A 26,077-nucleotide genomic window follows, 5' to 3' on the forward strand; every position below is an offset into this window, starting at 1 on the left:
GTGCTTGTGGATAAGGTGGGAGGAGCCGGGGAACGCTGGTTGATGAGTGGATCAGGTGCATCCCTTCCCATCTGTTATGTTTGAGGTGTAAACATGAGTGTGAACGATTGCGATACGTCGGTTTTGAAAAAACAGCTTGTCCGAAATTTGTTGGCTGTTGCCGATCAGATCAGCCGCTTTTTGGAAGTGGTTGATGATGAGGACAAATGCTTGTTGGGCGAGTTTAGAAGCATAAGAAATCAAATCGTGATGAGTGAAGCGTTGGCTTCATCTTTTTACTTGCAATGCTATCTGTCACCTTTCACTAAGCAATATGTAGGCTTGCTACAAAGTGTCGCCCATCTGTCAGAGCGGAAGCATGGAGCGTTGATCGTGGTACAACGCCAAGACCCGCTATCTTCCTTTCTTTCTCATGGGACGATGATTCAGGCGAAGTTTTCCAGCTCGCTGTTGGAGTCGATTTTTTATCCGGGTAGCCCCTTGCATGATGGCGCGGTGTTGATCCAAGATGACAAGATTGTTTCCGCCGCTCACGTGTTGCCTTTGTCAAACAAAGAGGTGGAGAATGACCAAAAATTGGGTACTCGGCATCGGGCGGCTCTGGGATTGAGCGAATTGAGCGATGCGATTGTGATTGTGGTGTCCGAAGAAACCGGGCGCGCTTCGTTTGCCTTGAACGGTCGGCTGTATGTGATTGGAATGGCCACTTGAATGGCTTACCGCCTGTCTCACAGATGTTCGTCGCCTCTCAGATCCAAGCGGGCCTTTTCTTTTTGGCGCCGGTCGCCAAGCCTGGAAGTCTGAGGCTCTTAACTGAACCGTCATGTGCAGTACTTCGGTAATTGGTTAAGCATGAGTTAAACATATCAACAAACGCAATAAAAGAAAAACCCGCTCCCATTCTCTGTTCTGGGGGGCGGGTTTTTCTTTACGCGCTTAAAATCCTTTGTATTGGGGTTCTTCGTTTTCCAATTGTTGTACACGTGGTGTGATTTGATCGATGATCTGTTGGGTCTGTTGCGCAGCTTGCGTATACAGTTGTTTGGCTTGTTTGTTTTCGGTGCTGAGTGCGAATTGCTCTAAGCTGGCTTGGGCGCTTTTGAGCGAGGCGACACAGGTTTTGACATCGGATGCGATCGTCATATGAAAACCTCCTTCTCATCATTGTCATAGGCTTAATCTGCGCAATGAACGTCTGATTATAATGCCAAAAAAATGCATACCCGTCCGGAAAGAGATCATACTAAGCAATAACGATTTCACCAATCAAGGGGAGGCGGGCTTCATGCCGGATTGGATTGCAGTGGCGCTGAAGACGTTGGTGGCGATCATCATTCTTTTCGCGCTAACCAAGTTGCTGGGAAAAAGGCAAGTGAACCAGCTGTCACTCTTTGAATACATAACCGGCATCACCATTGGCAGCTTGGCGGCCTATATTCCTCTGGAAATGGGAGAAAAATGGCACTTGGGCATTGTTTCATTAGCTATTTGGGCAGCGGTAGCGTTCGGAATTGAAATCCTTCAATTGAAAAGTAAAAAAGCGAGGGATTGGCTTGACGGCAAAGCCACCATCTTGATCAAAAACGGAAAAGTGCTGGAAGATAACTTGAAAAAAGAACGGATCACTATTGAAGAAATGATGGCACAACTTCGGAACAAAAACATTTTCAATGTGAGTGATGTTGAATTTGCCGTGATGGAAGCCAACGGAAATATCAACGTATTGCCGTATAAGGATAAGCGTCCAGTCACGGCCAAGATGTTGGGGCTTCAGGTCGGTCATGAAGACGAACCCCATGTGGTAATCGAGGACGGCGCGATCTTGGATGAAAAATTGGCCACCCGAGGGTTAAACCGCGGATGGTTGCAAACGGAGCTGGAGAAGCAAGGAGTAGCGTTAGAAAATGTGTTCATCGGCCAAGTCGACTCAGACGGCCAGCTGTATCTGGATCTGTATGATGATCAAATCCAGATCCAGCCGCCACAAGAAAAAGCGAAGTTGCTGGCCACACTGAAGAAATGTGAGGCCGATTTGGAGATGTTTAGCTTGTCGACAGACGATGAGCAAGCCAAAAAACTGTATGCGCAAAGCTCACAACAATTGCAAAAAGTAATCAACGAAATCAAACCACAGTTAATTAGTTAGGGAGAGAAACGATGGCAAACAATCAAAAGAAAAAACTAACACCTGTACAACAAGAATATCAAAAGCTAGCTAAAAAACATGAACCTCCGCGCCCTGTTTTCAAAAATTGCCTGCGCGCTTTTATTGCCGGGGGAGGCGTGTGCATCGTAGGACAGATGTTGCAAGATATGTATTTGAAATGGGTCGGCCTTCCCGAAGACCAAGCGTCTACCGCAACAGTGGCGTCACTGATCTTGTTGTCCGTGATCTTTACCAGCTTGGGCGTATACGACAAGTTCGGTCAATGGGCTGGAGCGGGCTCAGCGGTACCCGTGACAGGCTTTGCCAATTCCATGGCTTCGGCTGCGATTGAACATCGCAGTGAGGGGATGGTGTTGGGGGTAGGAGGAAAAATGTTCAAATTGGCGGGATCGGTCATCGTGTTTGGTACCGTTGCCGCTGTGATTATTGCGTTGTTGCATTTGTTCTTCAATCCCAATATAGCAGGTGGGGGTTCATAACATGCGAAAAGGTCATCAGAGTTGGGTGTTCGAAAGAAAGCCGGTCATCCAGTCGACGGCCACGGTTGTTGGCCCCTTTGAAGGACGGGGTCCATTGGGCGAAGATTTTGATGTGGTCCATGGAGAATCCACGCTAAACCAAGATAGTTGGGAAAAAGCGGAGAAAATGCTGATTGAGGAAGCAGCGCAACTGGCTATTGACAAAGCAGGGCTCACAAAAGAGCAGGTTCAGTTTTTCATTGCCGGAGATTTGATGAACCAGATTGTCAGCACCAGCTTTGCGGCGAGAACCTTGGGGATGCCTTACTTGGGGATTTTTGGGGCATGTTCTACCTCGATGGAGAGCTTGGCGCTGGGTTCGCTTTTAGTGAATGCGGGGGCGGCCACTGACGTGCTGGTAGGAACATGTAGTCACAACTCGGCGGTGGAAAAACAATTCCGTTACCCCACGGAATATGGTTCCCAAAAACCGCCCACCGCGCAATATACGGTGACGGGCGCGGGGGCGGCGGTCATCTCCGAGAAGGGAGAAGGCCCGATCGTCACCTCGGCTACGATTGGCCGCGTGGTCGATATGGGCGTGACCGATCCGTTCAATATGGGGGCGGCAATGGCGCCGGCAGCCGTCGATACCATCCAAGCACACTTCCGCGATTTGCAGATTACGCCAGACCATTATGATTTGATTGTGACCGGTGACTTAGCAAAGGTGGGGCATGGCATTGTCTGCGATTTGCTCGAGAAACACCGGATTCCGGTCGATCTGGCAAAATACTGGGATTGTGGCATGATGATATACGACTATGACAAGCAAATGGTGCAAGCGGGAGGGAGCGGATGCGCTTGTTGTGCGGTGGTCACATATGGTCATCTGCTTAGCCGCATGAAAAAGGGAGAGTTTAACCGCATCTTGGTTGTGGCGACTGGGGCACTGCTGTCTCCGCTGTCTTATCAGCAAGGGGAGACCATCCCCTGCATTGCGCATGCTGTTTCAATAGAAAGGGGGAACATAAGCGGATGATGCAATATCTATGGGCTTTTCTGGTTGGTGGAGCCATCTGTGTAGTTGGGCAACTGTTGTTTGATGTGGCTAAGTTGACGCCAGCCCATACCATGGCGACATTGGTGGTTGCGGGCGCGATTGTCGACGGTCTGGGCTGGTATGAGCCATTGATCAAATTTGCCGGTGCAGGGGCGACCGTGCCGATCACCAGCTTTGGCAATTCATTGGTGCATGGGGCCATTCAGCAGATGAAGTTGGATGGATGGGCAGGCGCTATCACGGGGATTTTCAAGATCACCAGCGCGGGGATCACGGCGGCGATTTTTTTTGCATTTTTTGCCGCGTTGTTTGTGAAGCCAAAAGGGTAATCAAAGCTTCAAAAGGACGACACGCTCCAAAGTATGAGTGTGCCGTCCTTTTCGATGGTTGTGCTTGACCTACAGACAGAAAAACATTGTCGAGAAAAAAGACTTGCAAAGATACATTCATAAAGGTATGATTTGCGTTAAATATATATGTCGCTATTTGCTGAATCTTCCCCCGCCGCGAACAGAGGTGGACAGCTTTCGCCTAGAGCATGGGCTTTTTTGGAATTGCTGGCCTATTTATCAGCCATGTGCTAGCAAGAATCTCTGGATATTGGGAAGTATGTGCAAGTCACCCATCCCGCCAGCTTGGCCGAAGAAGGGACGGGAGAGCGACAAAAGCCCGCAGACCATGATCCTGCGGTTTTTTCATATTCAAAAGAGAACGCCTTTTTACACTATCTCGCAAAAGGGGTTACCGATATGTTTGCCAAAAACGCTTACCTATTTTCACAAGGAATTGAATCGTTGATCATTCCCAAAGAATGTGTGACTACTGTTCATCCTGAGTTGTCACTGGATCAAGCGCTGCGGGTGTTGACAAAGGAAAAGCTGAGCTCCGTTCCGGTCATTAATGATGCGGGAGAGGTGGAGGGAGTGATAAGTAAAACCAACATCTTGGATTTTGTCCAACAATTAAACCAACGCGAAGGCGATTTCTCCGGATTGAAAGAACATGCGGTAAAAGAAGCGATGAACAAAACTTGCCTGGGGATCTTGGCCAACTCTATCTTCTCATTTGCGTTTGAAGTGTTGCTCAATCATTCCTACATACCCATTATCGATGTCAAAGGGCGTTTCTTGGGCATTTTGACCCGGAAAGTGATGATGGAGCAAGTGATTGAGTTTTTTGGGGCCGAATCGGAGATGGGTGCCAGCCTGTCGGTAAACAAAGTGGATGAAGGGAGAAAATGGAAAGTCAAACATAAGAAGTTCTTTTCCTAGGCCGTCATCCCCATGCATGTAAGATGGGATGTGCAGAGAGACGTTGTTGTTAAGGAAACCCGGAGTGCGCATGGGGCGTAAACTTCGGGTTATCGCTACAAGGAGACAGACCCTTTTTTTATTTAAGATCACAATCATTTAAGGAGGATGTCATAACTCCTACCTTAAATGATTGTGATTTTTTTACCCACCAAGTATGCGATGGCCACCTTGTAAGGATGAAGAGATTGCGGAGCTTGGTACTCATCTGGCCGCTCGCTGAGGGATGTTGGCTTGTTGCTCAGCAAACCGAAGCGCGTCATCCAATTGGCTGAAAAAGTGCGCTGAACCGATTTTGCGCATCCAACCGGCGCGTTCCAGCACTTGACGGGGTTGGTCATTGAGGCCGCTGATGAGCAGGGTGTTGCCTTGCTTATGGCATTTCTCGGCCAGTTTGGCGAATATCGCTTCTCCGGTTGCGTCCAGATAGGGAACATGGTTCATGCACAAGACCAATGTTTGACGGTCGGGGAGGTCTTGAATGGATGACATGAACCGTTTTGCCGAGCCGAAGAAAAGAGGCCCTTCAACATGCACCACATGCACGTACGGGTGAGAGGACGATTTCACTTTTAACGCCGTGGGATCGGAGGTGGCCTGCGGTTGGATGATCAATGCTTTGCTCATTTTGATGACAAACAGGATGACGGACAAGCCGATGCCACCTAACACACCGAAGGTTAAATCCGTCAGTACGGTTAGCGTGAAGGTGAGCAGAAGAACGGCGGCATCCCCGGATTTGCTTTTAAGGATATGGACGAATTCGTTCCGTTCAGACATATTCCAAGCGACAAACATCAAGACAGGTGCCATGCTGGACAGTGGGATTTGAGAGGCGAGTGGCGCAAGCGCAAGCAAGACGAGCAAGACAAACAGGCTATGTATGATGCCTGAAATGGGGGATTGGGCGCCGTTTTTAATATTGGTTGCGGTGCGCGCAATGGCTCCGGTGGCTGGAATGCCCCCGAACAAAGGAGTGACCATGTTGGCGATTCCCTGACCGATCAATTCCCGATTGCTGTGATGCTTGGTGTTTCCCATGTTGTCTGCGACCAGCGCGGACAGCAGTGATTCAATTCCACCTAACATCGCGATGGCCACCGCCGGGATGAAGAGTTCTATCCCTTTTTCCAAAGTGAATGTGGGAAAGGAGAAAGTGGGCCACTCATTGGGGATGCCGCCATACACGGTGCCGATGGTGGCCACTTTACCCGGGAAAAACAGGGTGGCAACCAAGGTGGATAGGATTAATCCCACTAACGCACCGGGTAGCTTGGGAAACCACTTGGTGGTGATCAGTATCGTGATCAAACAGATGATAGCGGTGATGACGCTATATGGATTGACATAGATGAGGTTGTTGATGAGCTCTTTCATTTGCAACAGAAAGGTTGATTCCTTTTTCAATTGATGCAGGCCTAAGAATGAGGCGATCTGTCCGGAAAAGATGATGACGGCAATGCCCGTGGTGAAGCCGATGGTTACTGGACGGGGCATGTAATGGATGAGATTGCCCAGTTTGAATATCCCCATGCATATGAGTATTGCCCCAGCCATAAATCCGGCGATCAACAAGCTCTCATATCCATGTGTGACCACGATACCCAACAGCAGCGGCACAAACGCGCCGGTCGGCCCTCCGATTTGATATTTGGAACCGCCCAACAGGGAAATGATGAAACCGGCGATGATGGTAGTGTATAAGCCGTATTCGGGACGGACGCCCGAGGCGATGGCAAATGCCAATGCCAATGGGAGTGCGACAACGCCGACAACGATGCCGGCCATGACATCTTTGTGAAAAGATTGGATCGTGTAAGCATGAAATCTTCCGTCTTTGAACATTGTTATTCCTCCTTCATGAAATAATCATTCGGTGAACAGTAGTATTTTATAGTGCAAACATAGTGATTGGGGGGATTGTCGCTGTTTCGACAAAAAAAGAGGTCTGTGATACCATCACATCAAACCATTTTGATTATTCCGATGATTGCCGTGGCGATTTGCGGGTTTACAGGCGAAGGGCTTTGGCTTTTCGCTCCGTCATTAACATAGGGTAATGGAAAATTTTGAAGAAACGATGAAGGAGTTGAGTGGAATTGGTAGATAGTCCGTCAAGTGGTTGGGTGGGTGTGGTGAATGAAAGCGTCCGTGTTGATTGTTGATGATGAGACACGCATGCTGGAATTGCTGTCCATGATTTTGGAGCCGGAGTTCAGCGTGACCGTGACCAGTTGCAGCCGGGAGGCTTTGCACTTGTTTCGGAGCCGCTCCTTTGACTTGTGCCTGCTGGATATCATGATGCCGGGCATGGAGGGAAGAGAGTTGTTGCGCCAATTGCGGAAAGAGCAAACGGATTTGCCCGTCATCTTTCTTTCCGCGCGTTCTGATTTGGAGGATCGGGTGGAGGGATTGGAGCTGGGGGCGGATGATTATATCACAAAGCCCTTTGAACCCATGGAGTTGGTGGCCCGCATCCACGCGGTGTTGAGACGGACGCGAAAGCGCGGCCAGAAACAAGAAGGGCTGGCAAATGGGTTACACATCGACTGGGCGAGAAGGGAAGTTTGGCATGGCGGGGAAGAGATCAAATTGACCCCGATTGAGTTTGATTTGTTGCGTACACTGGCTCAGCATCCCAAACAGGCCTTTCCCCGAGAGCAACTGTTGGAGAAAGTGTGGGGGTTCGATTATTACGGCGACGCCCGCACGGTAGACACCCATATTAAAAACTTGCGCACCAAATTGCGCCAAGCGGGGCTCCGGGAGGAAGTGATACAGACAGTCTGGGGATTTGGTTATAAATGGGGTGTGATGTGAAGATGAAGCATGTCACGACCAAATGGATGGCGATGATCTTGGTCATTATGATCACCGGCCTCGGGCTGTTGGGGTTTTTGTGTTTCTTGATCATTAAGGAAGAGTACAAATTATACATGAAAACTTTTTTGGGGGATCGTTCCCGCTCTTACGCCGTTTTTCTGGCTCATGACTTTAGTCAAGACGCGCTCAGGCATGTGCTAGGGATGGAAAATGGCCCGACTACCGGCCTATGTGTCTTGACCACTGACGGGAGAAGTTGGGTCAATGCCCCCGTTGCGATGCGGGAGCGGTTGCTCGCCTTCGCGAAGGCCGAGCGAAAAAGAGCGCGTTCGGTAGAACGATCGCTCGTTCGCTTGTTGGAGGTGGACGGGCGGGTGTACATGATGGCATCAAGCCCCATCATCAAGGATCAAACCTTGTCGGGGATGGTGGCTATGGGCGCTGAGTTGACCTTGCTGGAGAGCACGCTTCACTCTTTTAAATTCATGATTGTGCTGGCTGCCGCTGGTGTCTTGGTTATCGTCATGGGAGTGGGCATGGTCCTGTCGTGGCGGATCAGCCGTCCAATTATCGAGATGGGTAGAATCGCGGAGCAATTAGCTAAAGGCAATTACCACGTGCGCGTCCCGATCAAAGGGCAGGATGAAGTGGCCGCATTGGGCAGGCAAATGAATTTGCTGGCGGAGAGTTTGTTGTATTACCAGTCTTCTCGCAAGGAATTTTTGACCCATGTTGCCCATGAGTTGCGCACGCCTCTCACATATGTCAAAGGGTATGCAGCTCTGTTGCGGCGCGAGAACCTTCCCACGGAGGATGCCCGCCGTTTGATGGGGATTATCTATGACCAATCGGATTGGTTGGAATGTCTTGTTGAGAATTTAATTGTATTGAGCCGATTGGATGAAGGGAAGTTCGCGCTAAGTAAGCAAAGGATTGACATCGCGCCGGTGATCCGTAAAACGCTGGAGGAGATGGAGCCCTTCACTGCTGAGTGGGGAATTCGCTTGGAACGAAACCTTGAACCATCCATCCGCATCCAGGCTGATGTGAACCGCTTTCGGCAAATCATCATGAATTTGGTGGACAATGCGCTACGTTACTCCAAGCCACAAGGCAAGGTGCTGGTCGAACTGTTCAGGCAGAGGGGAGAAGCGGTGATAAAAGTGATCGATGAAGGCATCGGTATTTCCGAAGTGGAAGTGAACCGGATCTGGGAACGCTTCTACCGTGTGGAAAAGTCACGTTCGCGCAAGCATGGTGGTACGGGCTTGGGATTGCCGATTGTCAAACACCTAGTGGAGTTGCACGGGGGATCGATTGAGGTGGAGAGCCAGTTGGGGCGGGGAACCACGTTTGTCATGCGATTTCCGTTGGCCGATGCGGAAGAGGAATGCGCTTCATGACCCCTGACTGTTTGGCAGTGGGAAGGGGAGCGGGATGTGTTACTCTTAGAAAGGGGTTGCCAGTTCTGAGTACACACGAGACCCTTATCACAAACACAAAAGACAGGAGGCAATCGATGTCGGCAAAAAGTATCCTGATTGTGGATGATGACCAGGGCATTGTTCAACTATTGACCGAAGCCCTTACCTATGAACAATACCTCGTGTTCGCTGCCAGCAACGGCAGACAGGCGCTGGAATTGGTAGAACAGCAATCCATCGACTTGATCGTGATGGACATCATGATGCCGGAGATGGATGGATTAGAAGCGATCCGCCAGTTGCGACGGAAATATCACATGCCGATTATTCTGTTGAGCGCGCGCGATCGGGAGATCGACAAAGTGATCGGTCTGGAGATCGGTGCTGATGACTATGTCGCCAAACCGTTTGGGGTGCAGGAGTTGGTGGCACGGATCAAAGCTCACTTTCGCCGTTCGGAGCGGCTTAGCCAACTTCAAGGCGATGTGAGTGCTGCTGAAGTGCCGTCTCAAAGCGGATTATCCATGAATGAAAACACCTATGAGGCGTTCTTGGATGGACAGAGATTGGATCTGTCTACCAAGGAGTTTCAGATTCTCTATTTTCTTTATCAGCATCAAAATCAGGTTTTGTCGCGAGAACAAATCTACCAGCGCGTCTGGGGAGACGACGAGGGTGACATGAATACGGTCACGGTGCACATAAAAAACATCCGCAAGAAATTGGGCGCTGGTAATGCGATGATTAAAACCATCTGGGGCGTGGGCTACAAGCTGCTGTTGCATGGTGAGGACAAATGAAACTGAAGTATAAGATTCCTTGTCTCTTTTTGGTGTTGGCCGTGGTGGTTTTTTTGTGGGTAGTAGGTTTCTTGGTTTTTTATGTACATCATGTGTTCATCCAACAAGTGGCTGACCGGACGGAAGAGGATGTTCAGGACAATATCGCAATGGTGAGACAAGTGGAAAAGCTTCACCGTCAACCGGAGGCTTTGAAGCAAGCGTTGCGTCGGATGGCCGCCGAGGAGGGCATCCGGTTGGAATACCGTGGCGAGGTGGGTCTCTTCGCAGAAGGAACCCTTGCGCCCAACCGGTTCACCGTGGCTTTATCATTGCCCGTGAATGACGGCCAGAGAAAGGTGGGGGAGTTGAAGATCATCCGCCAACCGCGATTGGTTGAGTTTGGGGTGGGACGGTTAATCAATTGGACGGCGTTTGCGTTTGTTTCCATATTGGTCATTTTTCTCATCGGTATGACGATTCATTTCCATCATTTCATCACCAAACCCATTCAAAATTTGAACAAGCGCTTGTCCCAAATCCGGTTGCGGCGGCGCCCCCAACCGATCCATTATCGGCAAAACAATGAAATCGGTGATCTGTACCGCCATGTTTATGCCATGGAACAACGGTTGGATCGCGCTTATGGGGAACAGTTGCACATGATCACTTCGATTGCGCATGATTTGAAAACACCCCTGACCACTATTCAGGGGTTTTTGGAATTGTTGGCGTCTGGGGTGATCAAAGATCCGCATAAACAGGAGGAGACCATCCGGCTGTTGCAGACCAAAGCCGCCAGCATGCAAAACTTGGTGGCTGAGTTTTCAGCCTATGGCAAACATGAAGCAGACCTGATCGAGATGCAGACTTCGTTGATTCGTGCCGATGCTTTTTTTAACTCGATCGCTACTGAATATGAAGCCGAGTGCGCCGGATTGGGCATCGGCTTTCGCGCTCATCACTTGTTTACAGAGGAAACGCGCCTCGACGCCAACCCAGAATGGCTGCGCCGGGTGGTGGCCAATTTGATCAGCAATGCGGTTCGTTATGCGCAAACAGAAGATTTGATGATCCATTTTACGGGCTATATCGATGCGGGCATGGCCCAGTTTCTGATCGAAGACAACGGCGTGGGTGTGCCGCAAGCGGAGCTGCCGCATCTGTTTAACAAATTTCACACTGTCGATCGGGCCAGGCAAGCGGAAAACGGCGGTACCGGTTTGGGGTTGGCGATTTGTCGCACGATTGTGGAGCGGCATGGCGGAGAGATGGAGGCTTTTCCGGCCCGTTTGGGCGGGTTGGCGGTCAGATTTGCCATCCCGATTGCCCAGTCATCGGATTGACCCACTTTTTTTATCTTTTTTCATATTTGATTTAGATTTGATTTATTTTTCCTTGCTAAAGTGTGACCAGTGAGTCAACTCAGGAAGGAGAGATGAAAGGGTTGAAGTGGGTTCTCAAACGCAAGTGGTTGTTCTTTGCGTTATGGGTGGTGGCCGCCGCTGTTCTGTTTGTGACGATGCCCTCCACTGATAAATTGGTTCGCGAAAAAGGGCAACCGCACATTGCGGATGAATTCATGTCAAGCAAGGCCGCCAAATTGCTCGCCGAGATGGATGGCGATGACCATGGCGATAAAAACGTGCAAGCGTTGATTGTATTCCATGCGGACAAACAACTGGCTTCATCGCAAATGACGGAGATTGAGCGGAAGCTGGTTGCGCTGGAAAAGAGCAAACAACTGCGGGTCACTTCCATGTTGCAGCCCTTTGGCAACAAAGAGTCGGAGGAGCAGTTGATTTCCAAAGACAAGACGACGGTAATGGCCATCGCAGAGATTGAACAGGGCGAGCGCACAGTGGCCGAATTGCGGGAACAACTCGCCAAGGCGGTGCAAGTCGAAGGCGTTCGCACCTATTTGACGGGCAATGAGTTTATCAACGAGGATTTTGCCCAAACGTCTCTCGATGGAGTGAAGAAAACGGAATTGTTGACCGTGCTGTTTATCATTACGGTATTGGTCATTATATTCCGCTCTCCGGTGACGCCTCTCATTTCACTGCTTACCGTAGGGTTGACATACCTCGTGTCGATGGCGACGGTTTCCCACTTGGTGGAGGCAGTCGACTTCCCGTTTGCCAATACGACGCAAACCTTTTTAATCTTGGTGCTGTTTGGCATCGGCACGGATTATAACATTTTGTTGTTTATGCGCTTCAAGGAAGAACTAGCCAAGCGGGACGATGTGGCGGAAGCGATTATCGCCACTTATCAAACCGCGGGCAAAACGGTGTTTTTCAGCGGGCTGGCTGTGCTGATCGGGTTTAGCATGCTCGGCTTTTCCAAGTTTAGCGTTTACCAGTCAGGAGTGGCGGTGGCCATCGGAATCGCCTTCCTGTTGCTGGCTCTATACACAGTGGTTCCGTTCTTCATGGCTGTCATGGGTCGCGCCATTTTTTGGCCCTCCCGGAAGCTGGACAGTCACGGGGAGAACGGGTTGTGGCGCAAGCTGGGCGGTTTCTCTGTCAAACGCCCCGTCATTTCCATTGTGTTGGTCGGGGTCTTGGCCGGCTCATGGTTTTTCCATGAAGGGCGCTTGTCATTTGACAGCCTGCAGGAAGTAAACCCGGATTATGATTCGGTGCGCGGCTTCCGTATCGTGGCCGATCAGTTTGGCCCGGGTCAGACCTTGCCGACAACGGTGGTTATAAAGAACGATGAACGGCTGGACTCGCCGGAAGCACTCGCTTTTCTTGACCAGCTCCATCAGAAACTGAGTCGCCTGCCCGGTGTGAAGACGGTGTATGGCCCGACGCAGCCAGGTGGGGAGCCGATCGACCAGTTCTACCTCAACGATCAAGCCAAAGGGGTGGAAAACGGGATCGGCAAATCGACCGATGGGCTGGATGCCATTTCGGCTGGACTATCCCAAGCTTCAGAAAAAATGGGTGCTGCCACCACAGGCGATTTGAATCAAGTCAGCAAATTGGTGGACGGCACAAAAGCGGCGCGGGATGGGCTGAATCAAGTGCAACAAGCGATGAAGCAGATTCAAGCCGGATTGGGCCAAGGGAGCGCCAAGCAACCAGGATTGGCCAAAGGATTGGCGCAACTGGAGAGTGGACTGAAGCAAATCTCATCCAGCAATGAAAAGTTGGTGGGTGAATACATGAAAATCTCCGGTGGGTTGGATCAATTGGCCGCCGGGGCGGACGGGTTGCGGCAGCAGGTAGCCGGGATCAAAGCATTGGCCACCCAGATCAACCAAGCCGCGGATAAATTGGACCCCAATGATCCCAATGTGCAAGAAATCAAAGAGAAAGCCAATCTCTTGTTAGCGCAGGCGAGCGGTGTGGAAGCGGGGATGAACCAATTGCAAGGTTCCCTGTCTCGCACGGCGCAAGGATTGAAAGCGGCCAATGGCGGTTTGGCAGAGATTGCCGTTGCCCAAAAACAGATGAGTTATGCGGCAAACCAAATGACGCAAGGAGCGAAACGATTGGCCAGCGGGCAGGCTCAAGCCGTTGATGCAGTGGATCAAATCGAAGATGGATTGAACGCAATCAATCAAGGCCAGAAACGCTTGGATCAAGGGTTGGGGCAATTTGCCGCCAGCATCAAGCAATTGCAGTCAGGCTTGTCTTCCAGCGCCAAAGGGGTAGAAAAAATCTCTGCTGGGCTGTCTGAAGCAAACAAGTATCTGGGCCAAGTGACTGGTTCCGGCGCGACGCGTACCTTCTTTGTTCCGGAAGAGGCCCGCAAAAACAAAGACTTCCAGAAAGCGCTCGATATGTACATGTCCAAGGACCGCCAATCGGCCAAATGGACGGTGGCGCTGGCCGAGGACCCTTATAGCGAAGAGGCGATGCAAGTGGCGAAAGCAATTGAAGAGACCGTACGCGCGACATTGAAACAATCGCCATATGAACAAGCGGAATTCGGTGTCGGCGGGGTTTCCTCCATCAACCGCGACTTGCAAGGGATGTCTGCCGAGGATTTCAGTCGCACTGTGATCTTGATGTTGGTTGGAATCGGCCTGATGCTGATTGTGCTGTTCCGCTCCTTCTGGTTGTCTCTCAGCGTAATCGCGGCCTTGGTGTTGGCTTACTTTAGTTCGCTGACAGTGACCGAATTCGGGTTTAGTCACTTGTTCCAATACCCGGGTTTGTCGTGGACGGTGCCGTTTTTCTCCTTCATCATGATCATCGCTTTGGGTGTTGATTACAGCATCTTTGTCTTGATGCGGTATAAGGAGTATGGATTGCATCGACCCACGATCGCGATCAAGGAAGCGATGAAACACACCGGCAGTGTAGTCATCTCCGCCGCCGTTATTCTGTGTGGCACCTTTGCGGCCATGCTTCCGTCCGGGGTGGTCACTCTGTTGCAAATCGCTACCGTGGTCATCCTGGCGCTGATTTTGTTATCCGCATGGATTTTGCCACTCTTCATTCCGGCGGTTATTGCGCTCGCCGAGCGGCTGGCTCAGCCCAAGGTGAAAAAGAGCACCGTTTCGGAACCTGCCGGAATTGAACTGTAGATGTCAGAAGCCACTGGGCATTGCTCTTTCTATGTGTGACAAGGCCACCCCCGCCTTTGGGTAGGGGTGGCCTTGTTTTTATTGCAGATGTTCCGCATAGAGCCGGTTAAGTGTCCGGCTGACGCGTTCTTCATCCAATGTTAGCAATTGCTTGTCTTTCATGAGAAACTGCCCATTTACCACATTGTCTTCTACATCTCGGCCGTTGGTGGCGTATACCAGATGCGACAACGCGTGGTTGGAGGGGGTGAAGTGGATTTTGCCGGCGGGTTGGATAGTGATAAAATCGGCGGCAAATCCAGGTTTGAGCATGCCTGTTTTCGCTAGGCCCAACCCTGTGGCCCCTTGGTGTGTGGCCATATGCAAAATGATGTCCACTGGAATCAATTCAGGATTGCGGTGCGTTCCTTTCTGTAGCAAGGCTGCAATCCGTAGCTCTTCAAACATGTCCAGATTGTTGTTGGATGCGACGCTATCCGTGGCGATGCCGACATGGATTCCTTCCTCGAGCAAAGCGGCAACATCGGCGATCCCTGATCCCAACTTCAAGTTGGAGACGGGGTTGTGGGCGATGGTGGTGTTTGTCTCGCGCAAGATTTCTTTATCCTGCTCATCCAGTACCACACCGTGTGCGAAGACGGCCGGAGCTTGGAAGAAACCGATTTCCCGCAGATATTGCACCGGGGTCAGTCCATGTTGTGAACGGATGAGATCCACTTCATGTTCTGTTTCCGATACGTGGATATGAAGGCGTAACCCCAATTCCGCCGCCAGCTCGGCCGATTTTTGCAAGAGCTCGGTCGAACAAGCGTAAGGACTATGCGGTGCAATCATTGTGGAGACCAGTGAGTTGTCCCGCCGGATGCAGTTGGCGACGTCTCTGGCTCTGGCCAAGGTGTCGGCTTCACTGCTTCCGTCCGGGGGAGTGAACAGTGTGTAAGAAAAATATCCTCGCAATCCCGCTTGTTTGACGGTTTCATACAGTCGCATACAATCCAGACCGATCGGATTGTACATATCATTAAAGGTGGTGGTGCCGGACTTGATCATTTCAATCAGGGCCGCTTGAGCACTCACTTCAGCGATCTCATCGGTGAATTTGGATTCCAGCGGCCAGATCTTTTCGTTGAGCCAACGATGCAGACTCAAATCTTCCGCGGCGCCGCGGAGAATGTTCATGACAATGTGCACGTGGCTGTTTACCAAGCCGGGCATCACCCACTTACCTGTCCAGTCGATTTGCTCATCACATGCTTGAACGAAGGCATCGTGGTATTCACCGACATATTCGATGGTGCCGTCGTTGACGATGATACAGCCGTTTTCATATTGGGTGCACTGTTCATCCAGTGTGAAAATATTGCAATGAGTAAATGCCTTCTTCATCATGCGTACTCCTTTGTCTTAAAATGGCTTGGCAACAATGGTATGGTTTTAATTTGATATCATATATGATTTTTCTTCTGAATGAAAGAGTAATGTTTGGAAGAAGGCTTCTCTGCTTTGGATGGACACCATTGGCTTTGTCGCCGGGGGACAGCACGGTGAGGGGAGAGGACTACTAGCTTAAGTACGACTGGTGCAATAAGTGGGTGAGTGAAAGCGCCGGCCTTTTTCCGGCGAGCGCCTCATCACACGTTTCTTGTAACCTTTCGTTGATATGTTGATCAATTGCCAATAAGGGACATCTCCTTCGCTAATGCCGCTTCTTTCATGGACTCATCCTGTAGACAGAGTGATTCGTAAGCTTTGCATGCAAGATGACAGCGTTCGATCACGGCTATTAGTTGAGTCTCATTGATCGCCTTATCAGCAAGCAATTGATCAACATACCAATTTAAAAATTGAAAAGGTGTATTGATTGAACCATATTCATCATGAAATTGCTGGTGACAACCGAAGCGACATAACGTAATCCCATTGTCCTTGTGGTTCTTCAAAGCTGGATAAGCACTTTTGGAAAACAAATGATGAGCGGACGGATGTTTTCTACTGCCACAAACGACGCATCGATAACCATCTCTTTTCTTTATTCTCTTAGCCCATTTTGTGTTCAATTTACTACCCCTCCTTTCAACCTCTATCATCGACAGGTTGTTGAATAGTTATACTTATCTGATTTATGTTTTGGTTGAAAACGGGGAAGGGTAGTAACAGAAAAAGAAAAGAGAGTGGAAGAAATGTATGTTTCATCGAATCTTGAGTAGAAATAGAGGCTTCTAATGATGGAAAAGAGAAATGGTCAGTAATAACTCTAAACTGGATGTTGATCTTAAATGAGTTTCTCTATCCAAGGTATATTAGCCATCACTTTTCCATTTCCACAATATCGACTAATTTTATGTCTGTTTTTTATTGTATGTAAAGTGTATAATTAACAAAAAAATTGATCTATTCATTAAATTGAGAGTCGAGCTTGGCTTCCAGCTATATTATATACACGTCTATGAAAGGTGATCTATTATGGAGTCATTTCTGATTACTGAACTTATGTTTATTACCCAATCAAGTGATCTACCGATTCATATCCTTGAACCTTATCCTCGAGAGTTTGCCAAATCACACACTGAAAACTATGAAGTATGTAAAGATCTTCGTCAACGAAATAATAATAGGGTTATTGTATTTTATGAGAATTTGATCGCTTCTTTCGATGAAATTAAGTATAAAGATGACTCATTGTTTCAATCGGTGGAATATCGTACAATTCATCTTGATTCACATATAGAAAGAGAACTGCTGAGTCGCTTGATTTTACAAGAAATTGGTCACCTTGCGTCTCAATCTAAGCATATTAGTTACGGACAACGCTGTTTCACCTTTCTAGAACCAATTTGTGATGAAAAAACTGGTGAAATCATCACAGATAACAATGGTACACTCGTTTATCCAAAGCTAACTGTTGATTGTCGCGTTGATCATGACGGCAAAATCTACTTTGGTTTTGACTTAGCTCATTCTTTTCAAAGTAAAGAAACATTATTAGATTATTTAAATAAAAACAAGGATTTACCAGAAAACAGCAATGTTATTGATATCTACGGGAATTATCGATATGCTTTTCAACGATTTGGGCCACAGACATTATCTGATCCAAATCCTACACCCCGCATGAAAGAGTCAGTAAAAGCATATCATGAAAGGCTGAATGTGAGTTGGAAGTTAAGAGGAATTACCAATGTACCTGTTGCCTTTGTAAAAACAGAGCATGATGAAGAGTTAGCATATGCACCGCAATGTTTACGTGTAGAGATGCCTTTCAGTAAAATCAAATCAAAAAAGTTAAGAGATACGTGTAAACTCGGTCCCGATGCAAAAATCAATAAAGCACTTAGTCTTGCTAAACGCATTCTTAGTTATAGTCCCCGTTATGAACGCAGGTTTTCTGGATTAAAAGTACAGAAACAAGGATACGAGTATACCACCTGGGCCCCGCCAAATCTTCGTTTTAGAAATGGTAGTAGCATAAATATTAAGAATGGACTTAAAAAATACAAAGTTGTTAGCAAAGTAGATAAACCTGTTACTTTTTCTGTTCTTATGGACAAGCATCTCATTGAGCAATTAAAACAATTTAGACAGATCAATACTTTTACAGATATTTTAAATGAAATGTGTGATTTGTCTAGTCAATGGGGAGTTCCACTTAAATCTGTACGATTAAATATTTCCAATATCTGCTTTGAATTGCCGGACAAACTAAGCTATGAGTTAAAAGCGCTAAGTGATGAGAAAAAAACATTGATTCAATCGCAAGATATCCTCTTAGTTGTTGGCCCAAAGGAAGATATGGAGTCGGAAAATTCATATTATAGTGTGATCAAACAGGAATTTGGTCAATCAAATGTTTTAACCCAAGTCGTATTATTAGAAAACCTAAAATTACAAGAACCCAAAAATAGACTATTTATTCTCGAAAATCTCGTGCTTGGCATCTATGCAAAGTGTGGTATTCAACCTTGGCTTTTAGATCAGCCTCTTCATTCAGACATGTTTATTGGATTGGATGTAAGTCATATTAATAAGAAGCATGCATCTGGTTGTATTCAAGTTATGGGGTGTGATGGGAGATTTTTAAACTCAAAGCCATATGAAGGAAAAGAGTCGGGTGAAATCATTAGTAGAGAAACACTATCACAGATCATTAACCAAGCTATTGTTGCTTATACTAAACACTATCCTGATAAACCTTTGAAGCATATCACGTTTCATCGTGATGGAAAACCACTTCAGAAAGAAGTCGATGCTATTAGATCAATCCTACAGCAGCACGGTATTGAATTCGATTATGTCTCGATCATAAAAAATACAAATCGAAGAATGGCTTTCAGGGGTATAAATCCTAATACCAATAATGAAGAATGGATGACCTCAGAAGGACTAGTATATATGAAGGATAATTACGCATATCTGTGCAGTACTAATCCTTCTACATCTGTCGGTATGGCGGATCCTATCAAGGTGGAGAAATATGTCGGTTCAAGATCTATCGAACAAATCACTAAAGATATTTTTTATCTATCATTTATGAACATCCACTCTATGCGTAAATCTAGACTTCCAGCAACGACAAACTATGCGGATATGAGTTCAAAGTTTTACAATAAAAACTGGCTTCCTCTTTTGCCGGCAGATAACAGCCTGCCTTTTGTATAGAAATCAAGATATGTTGAAAGGGGCATGGCTAGCGCAACAAATTGGTGAGTGGAAGCGGCGGAAAAACTTTTTCCCAATGAGCGCCTCGTCATGCGTGAAGCGAATGGGAAGTCGCTTATCTATTCTTCAGACACGCTCTAAACAAGATTGTGGAGATTGTTATGCAGAAAAATTGGATAATGCAATATCTCATACATCCTCCTTTTGAATCGCCGCTGAACGAAGGTAGCGGGCAGCGATTACTTCTGTCATAAAATGTTCCATTTGCCCGCTTAGCCTGAATTTGTAATCATGTCATTCTGTTTTTAAAACCATGCTTCTCTATGATTTGGTTTGATACTGTTTTCGAAGGCTCAGTTAATCCTTGTTGTCGGTGAGGTGCGAGGAAGGGAGAGATTGGCCGGGTTGCAATATTGGCAAGTTGAGTTTGACGCTGTCCGGATATTTGATGCCAGCCCCGGTGTTGAGCACAACGACTGTCTCATTGGCGCCAATCCAACCGCTGTCGCGCAATCGTCGCGCTGCTGCAAATGCGGCCGCTCCTTCAGGGCACACGTAGGCGCCTTCCAGTCGGGCGATCCGCTTTTGTTCTTGCAGGATGGTATCATCTTCCACTGCCAATGCGCATCCCGCGGTTTGATAAATCGCTGCCAGCACCAAGAAGTCGCCAAGCGCTTTGGGGACGTTGATCCCAAACGCGACAGTGGAGGCACCGCTCCAATAAGAGGAGGTCTGCTTCTGTTCAGACCATGCTTTGACAATGGGTGCGCATCCTTCTGCTTGCACGGCGACCAAGCGCGGGAGACGATCTCCTATCCATCCCAATTCACGCAATTCCAGCAAGGCTTTGTAGATGCCGATCAATCCCACGCCGCCGCCGGTCGGATACAAAATCACGTCCGGAAGTTGCCATTCCAGTTGTTCCGCAATTTCGAAGCCCATCGTTTTTTTGCCTTCGATACGATAAGGTTCTTTGAGCGTGGATGCGTCATACCACCCATGTTCCTTAATGCTTTGGGCGATCGTGTTGCCTGCATCGCTGATGAGTCCGTTAATCAAGGTCAGATGGGCACCGGCGATGGCGCATTCGACCTTTGCGGTGTGGGGCGCGTCCAGTGGCATCACGATATGGCACTGAATGCCGGCTTTGGCCGCATAAAGCGCCCAAGCCGCTCCGGCATTGCCGTTTGTCGGCATGGCCAACTCTTTGACGCCCAGTTCTTTGGCTCGGGATACGCCAACCGCTGCACCTCGCACTTTGAAAGTGCCGCCAGGGCTTATGCCCTCATCTTTCATGAGCAAACGAAAAATGCCCATATCATCGGCAAGTCGGGGCAAGGGGAGCAATGGTGTCATCCCTTCGCCAGACGAAACGATGTGTGTGTGATCCTGTACAGGCAACAACTCATGGTATCGCCACAAACTGTGTACCCGATTGCGCAAGTCGTCCGGCCTTAATCTGTTGCGCAACTTCGTCAAATCATATTGGACGAGTAGCGGAGCTCCACAACGACATTGTTGCGTGATCTGGTTGATTTCGCTTGTGCCTCCGCACTTGGAGCATGACAAGTGGGTGGCGTAACTGAACACTGGATCACCTCCGTATGAGAATGTTGTTCACATTCACACCTTATGTCACAAGTGGGCAGAGGGATTCGTGATATGGATGGCTTTTGGTGCAAGCAACAAAAAGCCCGGCTGAAGAGCCGAGCTTTTTGTCTGTGAAGCGAGGTGTTCATCGATCATGTTTGACAAAGGGAAGTGTCACTACCACAACACTTTTTCTAAGTACTGGGCGATCCCGTCTTCTTCATTACTCGATGTGACGGCGTAGGCCACTTCTTTCAAGGCGTCGATGGCATTTCCCATGGCGACACCTTGGCCTGCATGCTGAATCATTTCCAGATCATTGTCTCCGTCGCCGAATGCAATGATGCGGTCACGAGGAATGCCGTAATAGGCGGCGATCCGTTCTATACCGACCCATTTGTTGACGCCGTGCCGGATGATTTCGATCACATGCCACGGTGTTCCCCAACTGCGCTGTTCAATCACTTCGGCGTGTGCGTTTTGCAATTGGTGGAACAAGTCGTTCATGTTGGATTCTTGCGGTTGAATTAGGATTGAAGTGCAATCTTCCGTCAACAATTGGCTTAAATCGCCTTGATGGAGGGGACGATCGGCAATGAAAAATGAATGGTCTTTGATGATGTCTTTCTCGCGGATGTATACGTTGTCTAACAATTCAACCATGATATGGCGTACGTTGAAACGTTCACAGGTGGCAATCACTTCTTTGACAGTGGACAAAGGCAATGTTGTATGATAAGGGCCGAAGTTGGGATCGTGCGGATGGTGTACATATGCCCCGTTGAAATTGACCAAGGGAGTGTCGAGCCCCAACTCTTCATAATACGCTTTGCTAAGATGATGTGGCCGGCCTGTGGCGATGCAAACTTTGTGTCCCTCTTCGGCGGCGCGGCGCAGTGTTTGTTTCGTTTTGACGGAAACGGTTTTGTCATTTTTCAACGTGGTTCCATCTAAGTCGATCGCAATTAAGTATGGTTGCTTCAATGGTTTTTCTCCCTCCTGCTATCGGCGGAAAATCTGCCTGTCTCTCTCTATCATCTCACGAAAGATGGCTGTGTTCCACACCTGAAGACTAATTGGACACACTCACGAAGCCCTTGCATATTTTGTGCGCTGGATTAAAAAGCTAAGAAAGGGTTTGATAGCGATGGGCAACATCATTTCAGTGAGAAAAGAGGGATTGGATGAATAAGGAAAAAGATTTGCAGGCTCAAGCAGAATGGACGGATGGGGAATTGGCCGATTATCCCGCCGATCATGATCCTGATACCCATGTCACGGCTGGTATTCAGGAAGCGTACAATCTTCATCCCATTGAGGAAGAGGAAAACCAATCATGACTAGGGAGTGCGGCCCATATTCGTTTTACTGGTGCATCGGTGCTCCTAGAAAACGTTTTTCTGCCGCTGGACCATCTCATTTGGAGATGGTTTTTCTTGTCACATTTTTATTTTGAAAAATATATTGACTATAAAAAAGAATGGAATTATAATTCGTATAACAAATCCCGGATGATTCATCTAATGCTGGCGATGACAAGGAGAGTAGGCGATCAAGGGAGTCGACAGAGAGCTGCCCCAAGGCTGGAAGGGCGGTGATGACCGATCGTTGAAGATCACCTTGGAGCTTCACCCGTGAACAGGCTGATATGCAGTAGCGGGTGACGGAGGGTCCCGTTATCAGACCGGAGTCCGACCATGGACTTACAGAGCCCGCTTTCCGTGAGGAAGACGGGGAAACTGGGTGGTACCGCGCGTTCTCACGCCCCAGCGATTGACAAGCGTTCGATCGTTGGGGCGTGAGAATTTTTTTATGATGGTAAAAAGTTCATTTGATAGATTAGCGATGACAAGGAGAGTAGACGATCAAGGGAGTCGACAGAGAGCCGCCCCAAGGCTGGAAGGGCGGTGGCGACCGATCGTTGAAGATCACCTTGGAGCTTCACCCGTGAACAGGCTGATGTGCAGTAGCGGGTGACGGAGGGTCCCGTTATCAGACCGGAGTCCGACCATGGACTCACAGAGCCCGTTTCCCGTGAGGGGGATGGGAAAGCTGGGTGGTACCGCGATTCTCCCGCCCCAGCGATCGGCATGAACGATCGTTGGGGCGGGAGAATTTTTTATGGCCCGGTTGGTTTATGTGATGAATGACAGCAGTGGGCGCTCTGTCTCGATAGTAAAACAGTGTAAACCAATATGTTTAATAGGAAAATGCAAAATGGATTGAGGAGGTTACATGATGGAGCGATTGACGAAAAAAGAATGCTTATGGGTAAGCTTAATGGTTTTCTCTTTGTTTTTTGGCGCCGGCAACCTGATCTTTCCTCCGTTTCTGGGGCAAACGGCAGGAACGCAATTATGGCCAGCTTTGGGAGGATTCATTGTGTCGGCGGTGGGTTTGCCGATATTGGGTGTCGTGGCAGTAGCCAAGTCGGGCGGGTTGCAGTCCTTGGCCAAACGTGTTCACCCTGTCTTCGCTTTGGTCTTCACTTTGCTGGTTTATCTGTCAATCGGGCCGTTGTTGGGGATTCCGCGTAACGGAGGGTTAGCCTTTGAAATGGGGGTTTCTCCCTACCTGCCCTCGGCGTGGCCAGAAAGCGGGATGGCCTTGTTTATGTATTCATTGGTGTATTTTTCTGTTGCGTTTTGGCTGTGTTTATCCCCGGCCAAATTGAGCGACAGGCTTGGGAAGTTGCTCACTCCGCTCTTATTGTTGCTATTGGGTGTGATCTTCGTGTGCAGTCTGGTCAATCCGCTGGGTTCGTTTGGCCCACCGGTAGGCGGATATGTAACGGGCCCATTTTTCAAAGGGTTTTTAGAAGGGTATATGACGATGGATACGATTGCGGCTCTAAATTTTGGCATGGTCATCGTGATGGCTTTGAAGCAGAAGGGAGTTAAGGGTGAAAAAGCGCTCATCACCTATACGATTTATGCTGGCATATTTGCGGGCGTTTTGCTGGCAGGCATCTATGTGTTGTTGGGGTATCTGGGGGCCTCGGGTTCCAGCTTGGCAGCTGGAGCGTCCAATGGAGCTGATACGTTGACGCAAGTGGTCTTGTATCTGTTTGGCACACCAGGGATTGTATTGTTGGGCCTCGTGTTTACGCTGGCTTGCTTGTCTACATCCGTCGGCTTGATCACCTCTTGCAGTCAGTATTTTAGTTCGTTGACGCCTCGCATCTCATACAAGGGATGGGTAGCGATTCTCTCCAGTGTCAGCATGCTGTTTGCCAACTTGGGGTTGGATGGGATTTTGGCGGTTTCCGTACCGATTCTGTCTGCTGTTTATCCGATGGCGATCACGCTCATCATGCTGGCTTTAATTGACCGTTGGATTCATGGCCGCCGGATGGTGTACGTGGGAGCGATGGTGTGTGCCGGAGTGGTCAGTGTTGTTGACGCTTGTGTAAAGGCGGATTTTTTCAGCGGCCGCCTGGCAGGATGGCTCAGCCTGTTGCCTCTTTATGAGGAAGGATTGGGGTGGACGGCCCCGGCTTTGGTTGGCGCTGCCATCGGGCTGGCCTTGGCAGTGATGGTCGAAAGCCGTGCAGTGAAACGGACACGAATTAACCCATCTTAATATGAGGAAATGATAAAAAAACGGCCCTGTCTTTGTGGACAGGTGCCGTTTTTGTTTTGTGACGCACGAGAGGCCTGGCGACTCCTTACATGTCAATAGCTTTTTCTTTCACTTCGTCAGGCACTTGGATGGTTTGCGTAAACGGACCGTTATAGATGAACTCGTATTGGTCGTCGACCAGATGCTGATTGGTTTTGTCGCTGGTGCTCAAGTCGGCGTCATATTTGATTTTTAGAGTGCTTTTGATATAATTGAAGCTTTTTTCATCGATCCAGATTTTAAACTCAAACGATTTGGTTTTTACTTTGCTCATGTCGATGATGCCCGTGGTAGAGAAAACAGCCGCAGTGTAAAACTCTTTTTGGAATGGTTCGCCGGCAGTTTGGTCGACGGTTATCACATATGTACCGGACTCTTTGGTCATTTTCAAGCCCTTGCCGTCCTTGCCTGCTCCGTCCAGAATCAGTTGCAGGGTGTCATCCGGCTTTTGATAAAACTTGGCTGATATTTTGTGGTGTTTCTTCCATCCATCGCTCATCCGAGAATAGCTGATGCCTTCGGCATAATACCCCTCATCAGTTCCGGTCACATTTAAACCGTTGTCCGTCTGGTTTACCAATTGACCTTTACGGTAAGCGGTCAAAGGGGTGGTGGTGAAATCTTGGGTGCCCTCATAACTCGATACCGACTTTTTGCTGACATTGACCAATGGATTTTCTTCATTTGTTTCAGTGCGCACAGCGGTCGACTCGTACTTAACACGAATACTGTGCCCTTTCTCTTTGCGCAATTGTTGTAGCGACTTGGTGAGCACTTCCGTCGCCGTGAGCGGTTTATCAGCTGCTTCTTCGTTTTTCTTCCCTGTCAGCACACCACATCCGCTTGCAAAAATAGAGAATGGTACCATGAGTGCGAGAATAAAGGCAAATCGTTTGTTAAACATGTGCTATCTCCTCATTTTGTTAAAAATGTGGTTTGTCTTCGCTTCAAGTCTCATCGTAAGTGATGACTTAAAACGGACCCTTTTTTTATACCCGGAATACCAGAATCAACACGTCTCGATAAAAAGTAATAATATTCAGATAACCATAAGGGCCCTTTACGCGCTAATTGACGATGTTTCGTCAAAACTTGTCAAAACCAGAGAAAGGAACCGACAAGCAAAAGAAAGAACTGGAACAAATGTAATAGATAGGGAGGAAAGAATATGAACGCGTTAGATTATAACCCGCGAACCACTTTTATGGATTCTTTGGTGAGAGAGATGAGTTTGCAGCAAATGTACGTGAACGAATACTTTCTCAAGCATGGGCTACAAGCGAATAAAATCTATTTTGATGAAGAGGCGATGCGTTTGGTCCATCAAGCCTTGCTGAATGAATTTTTGCGCACAAATAATACGCATTTTATCACCTTGGCTCAGTATTTAGAGCACAAAAGCCATACACGAAGCTTTCTGGCGCAAATCAAACCGTGGAAACCGCACCGGGGCAACGAAGATAGCGATGTGGATCGGTATAAAGCATAGGGAAAGAATATGAAAAAGCGGAAGCTGTCATGACCCTGACACTTCCGCTTTTTCATGTTCGGTTGCCGGCTTGTGGCGCTTCTAAGAGTCTTGGTGAACCGTTTCGGTTTATCTACGCCGATTGCCCATTGATGCTGGGATTACAGACGAAGCT

The 26,077-nt window shown here is 48.4% G+C and carries 22 protein-coding genes and 2 other annotated features; of the genes, 15 read left to right on the top strand and 7 right to left on the bottom strand.

Annotated features, from left to right (window positions below; genetic code table 11):
- Positions 1–93 precede the first annotated feature (93 nt).
- On the top strand, positions 94–711 hold the full coding sequence (gene cdaS, locus EDC32_RS01535) for a sporulation-specific diadenylate cyclase CdaS (protein WP_132219747.1): 618 nt from the start codon (positions 94–96) through the stop codon (positions 709–711).
- A gap of 225 nt (positions 712–936) precedes the next feature.
- Here the strand turns inward: cdaS and EDC32_RS01540 are convergent, their stop codons facing one another.
- On the bottom strand, positions 937–1,143 hold the full coding sequence (locus tag EDC32_RS01540) for a DUF1657 domain-containing protein (RefSeq protein WP_022737225.1): 207 nt from the start codon (positions 1,141–1,143) through the stop codon (positions 937–939).
- A 142-nt stretch (positions 1,144–1,285) separates the two neighbouring features.
- Between EDC32_RS01540 and EDC32_RS01545 the strand changes: the two genes are divergently transcribed.
- The 5 genes from EDC32_RS01545 to EDC32_RS01565 all read left to right on the top strand — a co-directional run bounded on the left by EDC32_RS01545 (position 1,286) and on the right by EDC32_RS01565 (position 4,959).
- The gene (locus tag EDC32_RS01545) at positions 1,286–2,146 is read left to right on the top strand and encodes a DUF421 domain-containing protein (RefSeq protein WP_132219748.1); all 861 of its coding nucleotides are present in this window, start codon (positions 1,286–1,288) and stop codon (positions 2,144–2,146) included.
- A gap of 11 nt (positions 2,147–2,157) precedes the next feature.
- A complete protein-coding gene (gene spoVAC / locus EDC32_RS01550; protein WP_132219749.1) occupies positions 2,158–2,646 on the top strand; it encodes a stage V sporulation protein AC in 489 nt (162 codons plus the stop codon).
- Position 2,647: 1 nt separating this feature from the next.
- On the top strand, positions 2,648–3,667 hold the full coding sequence (spoVAD, locus tag EDC32_RS01555; RefSeq protein ID WP_132219750.1) for a stage V sporulation protein AD: 1,020 nt from the start codon (positions 2,648–2,650) through the stop codon (positions 3,665–3,667).
- Entirely contained in the window at positions 3,667–4,017 is a 351-nt protein-coding gene (spoVAE, locus tag EDC32_RS01560; protein WP_132220877.1) for a stage V sporulation protein AE, read from the top strand. Before spoVAD ends, spoVAE begins: the two co-directional genes overlap by 1 nt.
- 282 nt (positions 4,018–4,299) lie before the next feature.
- On the top strand, positions 4,300–4,959 hold the full coding sequence (locus EDC32_RS01565) for a CBS domain-containing protein (protein WP_132219751.1): 660 nt from the start codon (positions 4,300–4,302) through the stop codon (positions 4,957–4,959).
- Between the two features lie 243 nt (positions 4,960–5,202).
- On the opposite strand, the gene EDC32_RS01570 is transcribed toward EDC32_RS01565, so the two are convergent.
- Positions 5,203–6,843, bottom strand: a complete 1,641-nt coding sequence (locus EDC32_RS01570) for a SulP family inorganic anion transporter (RefSeq protein ID WP_132219752.1) — start codon at positions 6,841–6,843, stop codon at positions 5,203–5,205.
- 294 nt (positions 6,844–7,137) lie between these two features.
- Here EDC32_RS01570 and EDC32_RS01575 point away from each other — a divergent pair, with 294 nt between their 5' ends.
- The 5 genes from EDC32_RS01575 (at position 7,138) to EDC32_RS01595 (ending at position 14,567) form a co-directional block, all read left to right on the top strand.
- Positions 7,138–7,818: a response regulator transcription factor gene (locus tag EDC32_RS01575; protein ID WP_132219753.1), complete on the top strand. Its 681-nt coding sequence runs from the start codon at positions 7,138–7,140 to the stop codon at positions 7,816–7,818.
- Positions 7,819–7,820: 2 nt separating this feature from the next.
- Positions 7,821–9,224, top strand: coding sequence for a sensor histidine kinase (locus EDC32_RS01580; protein ID WP_158283180.1), 1,404 nt, complete (start codon positions 7,821–7,823; stop codon positions 9,222–9,224).
- 116 nt (positions 9,225–9,340) lie between these two features.
- Positions 9,341–10,045, top strand: a complete 705-nt coding sequence (locus EDC32_RS01585) for a response regulator transcription factor (protein ID WP_132219755.1) — start codon at positions 9,341–9,343, stop codon at positions 10,043–10,045.
- A complete protein-coding gene (locus tag EDC32_RS01590; protein ID WP_132219756.1) occupies positions 10,042–11,370 on the top strand; it encodes a sensor histidine kinase in 1,329 nt (442 codons plus the stop codon). The genes EDC32_RS01585 and EDC32_RS01590 overlap by 4 nt, the downstream gene beginning before the upstream one ends.
- A 92-nt stretch (positions 11,371–11,462) precedes the next feature.
- Positions 11,463–14,567 carry an MMPL family transporter gene (locus EDC32_RS01595; protein WP_132219757.1) on the top strand — a complete coding sequence of 1,035 codons (3,105 nt, stop codon included), beginning with the start codon at positions 11,463–11,465 and terminating at the stop codon, positions 14,565–14,567.
- A gap of 78 nt (positions 14,568–14,645) precedes the next feature.
- On the opposite strand, the gene EDC32_RS01600 is transcribed toward EDC32_RS01595, so the two are convergent.
- Positions 14,646–15,953 (bottom strand): amidohydrolase, encoded by a 1,308-nt coding sequence (locus EDC32_RS01600; protein WP_132219758.1) that lies wholly within the window; start codon positions 15,951–15,953, stop codon positions 14,646–14,648.
- A 281-nt stretch (positions 15,954–16,234) separates the two neighbouring features.
- Positions 16,235–16,624 (bottom strand): HNH endonuclease, encoded by a 390-nt coding sequence (locus EDC32_RS01605; protein ID WP_132219759.1) that lies wholly within the window; start codon positions 16,622–16,624, stop codon positions 16,235–16,237.
- 406 nt (positions 16,625–17,030) lie between these two features.
- Here EDC32_RS01605 and EDC32_RS01610 point away from each other — a divergent pair, with 406 nt between their 5' ends.
- Positions 17,031–19,223: a Piwi domain-containing protein gene (locus EDC32_RS01610; protein ID WP_132219760.1), complete on the top strand. Its 2,193-nt coding sequence runs from the start codon at positions 17,031–17,033 to the stop codon at positions 19,221–19,223.
- Between the two features lie 357 nt (positions 19,224–19,580).
- On the opposite strand, the gene EDC32_RS01615 is transcribed toward EDC32_RS01610, so the two are convergent.
- Positions 19,581–20,813, bottom strand: a complete 1,233-nt coding sequence (locus tag EDC32_RS01615; protein ID WP_132219761.1) for a threonine synthase — start codon at positions 20,811–20,813, stop codon at positions 19,581–19,583.
- A 177-nt stretch (positions 20,814–20,990) separates the two neighbouring features.
- Positions 20,991–21,797: a Cof-type HAD-IIB family hydrolase gene (locus EDC32_RS01620; protein WP_132219762.1), complete on the bottom strand. Its 807-nt coding sequence runs from the start codon at positions 21,795–21,797 to the stop codon at positions 20,991–20,993.
- Positions 21,798–21,997: 200 nt separating this feature from the next.
- On the opposite strand from EDC32_RS01620, the gene EDC32_RS16190 reads away from it, so the two are divergent.
- Together EDC32_RS16190 and brnQ are read left to right on the top strand one after the other, a co-directional pair.
- Positions 21,998–22,153 carry a hypothetical protein gene (locus tag EDC32_RS16190; protein ID WP_158283181.1) on the top strand — a complete coding sequence of 52 codons (156 nt, stop codon included), beginning with the start codon at positions 21,998–22,000 and terminating at the stop codon, positions 22,151–22,153.
- Positions 22,154–22,336: 183 nt separating this feature from the next.
- Positions 22,337–22,585 (top strand) — a binding site (T-box leader).
- Between the two features lie 64 nt (positions 22,586–22,649).
- Positions 22,650–22,897: a binding site (T-box leader), on the top strand.
- 154 nt (positions 22,898–23,051) lie between these two features.
- Positions 23,052–24,395, top strand: coding sequence for a branched-chain amino acid transport system II carrier protein (gene brnQ / locus EDC32_RS01625; protein WP_132219763.1), 1,344 nt, complete (start codon positions 23,052–23,054; stop codon positions 24,393–24,395).
- Positions 24,396–24,480: 85 nt separating this feature from the next.
- On the opposite strand, the gene EDC32_RS01630 is transcribed toward brnQ, so the two are convergent.
- A complete protein-coding gene (locus tag EDC32_RS01630) occupies positions 24,481–25,338 on the bottom strand; it encodes a DUF6612 family protein (protein ID WP_132219764.1) in 858 nt (285 codons plus the stop codon).
- Positions 25,339–25,602: 264 nt separating this feature from the next.
- On the opposite strand from EDC32_RS01630, the gene EDC32_RS01635 reads away from it, so the two are divergent.
- Positions 25,603–25,923, top strand: coding sequence for a hypothetical protein (locus tag EDC32_RS01635; protein WP_132219765.1), 321 nt, complete (start codon positions 25,603–25,605; stop codon positions 25,921–25,923).
- The last annotated feature ends 154 nt before the right edge of the window (positions 25,924–26,077 follow it).

The sequence above is a fragment of the Laceyella sacchari genome (assembly GCF_004343255.1).
Lineage (GTDB): Bacteria > Bacillota > Bacilli > Thermoactinomycetales > Thermoactinomycetaceae > Laceyella > Laceyella sacchari.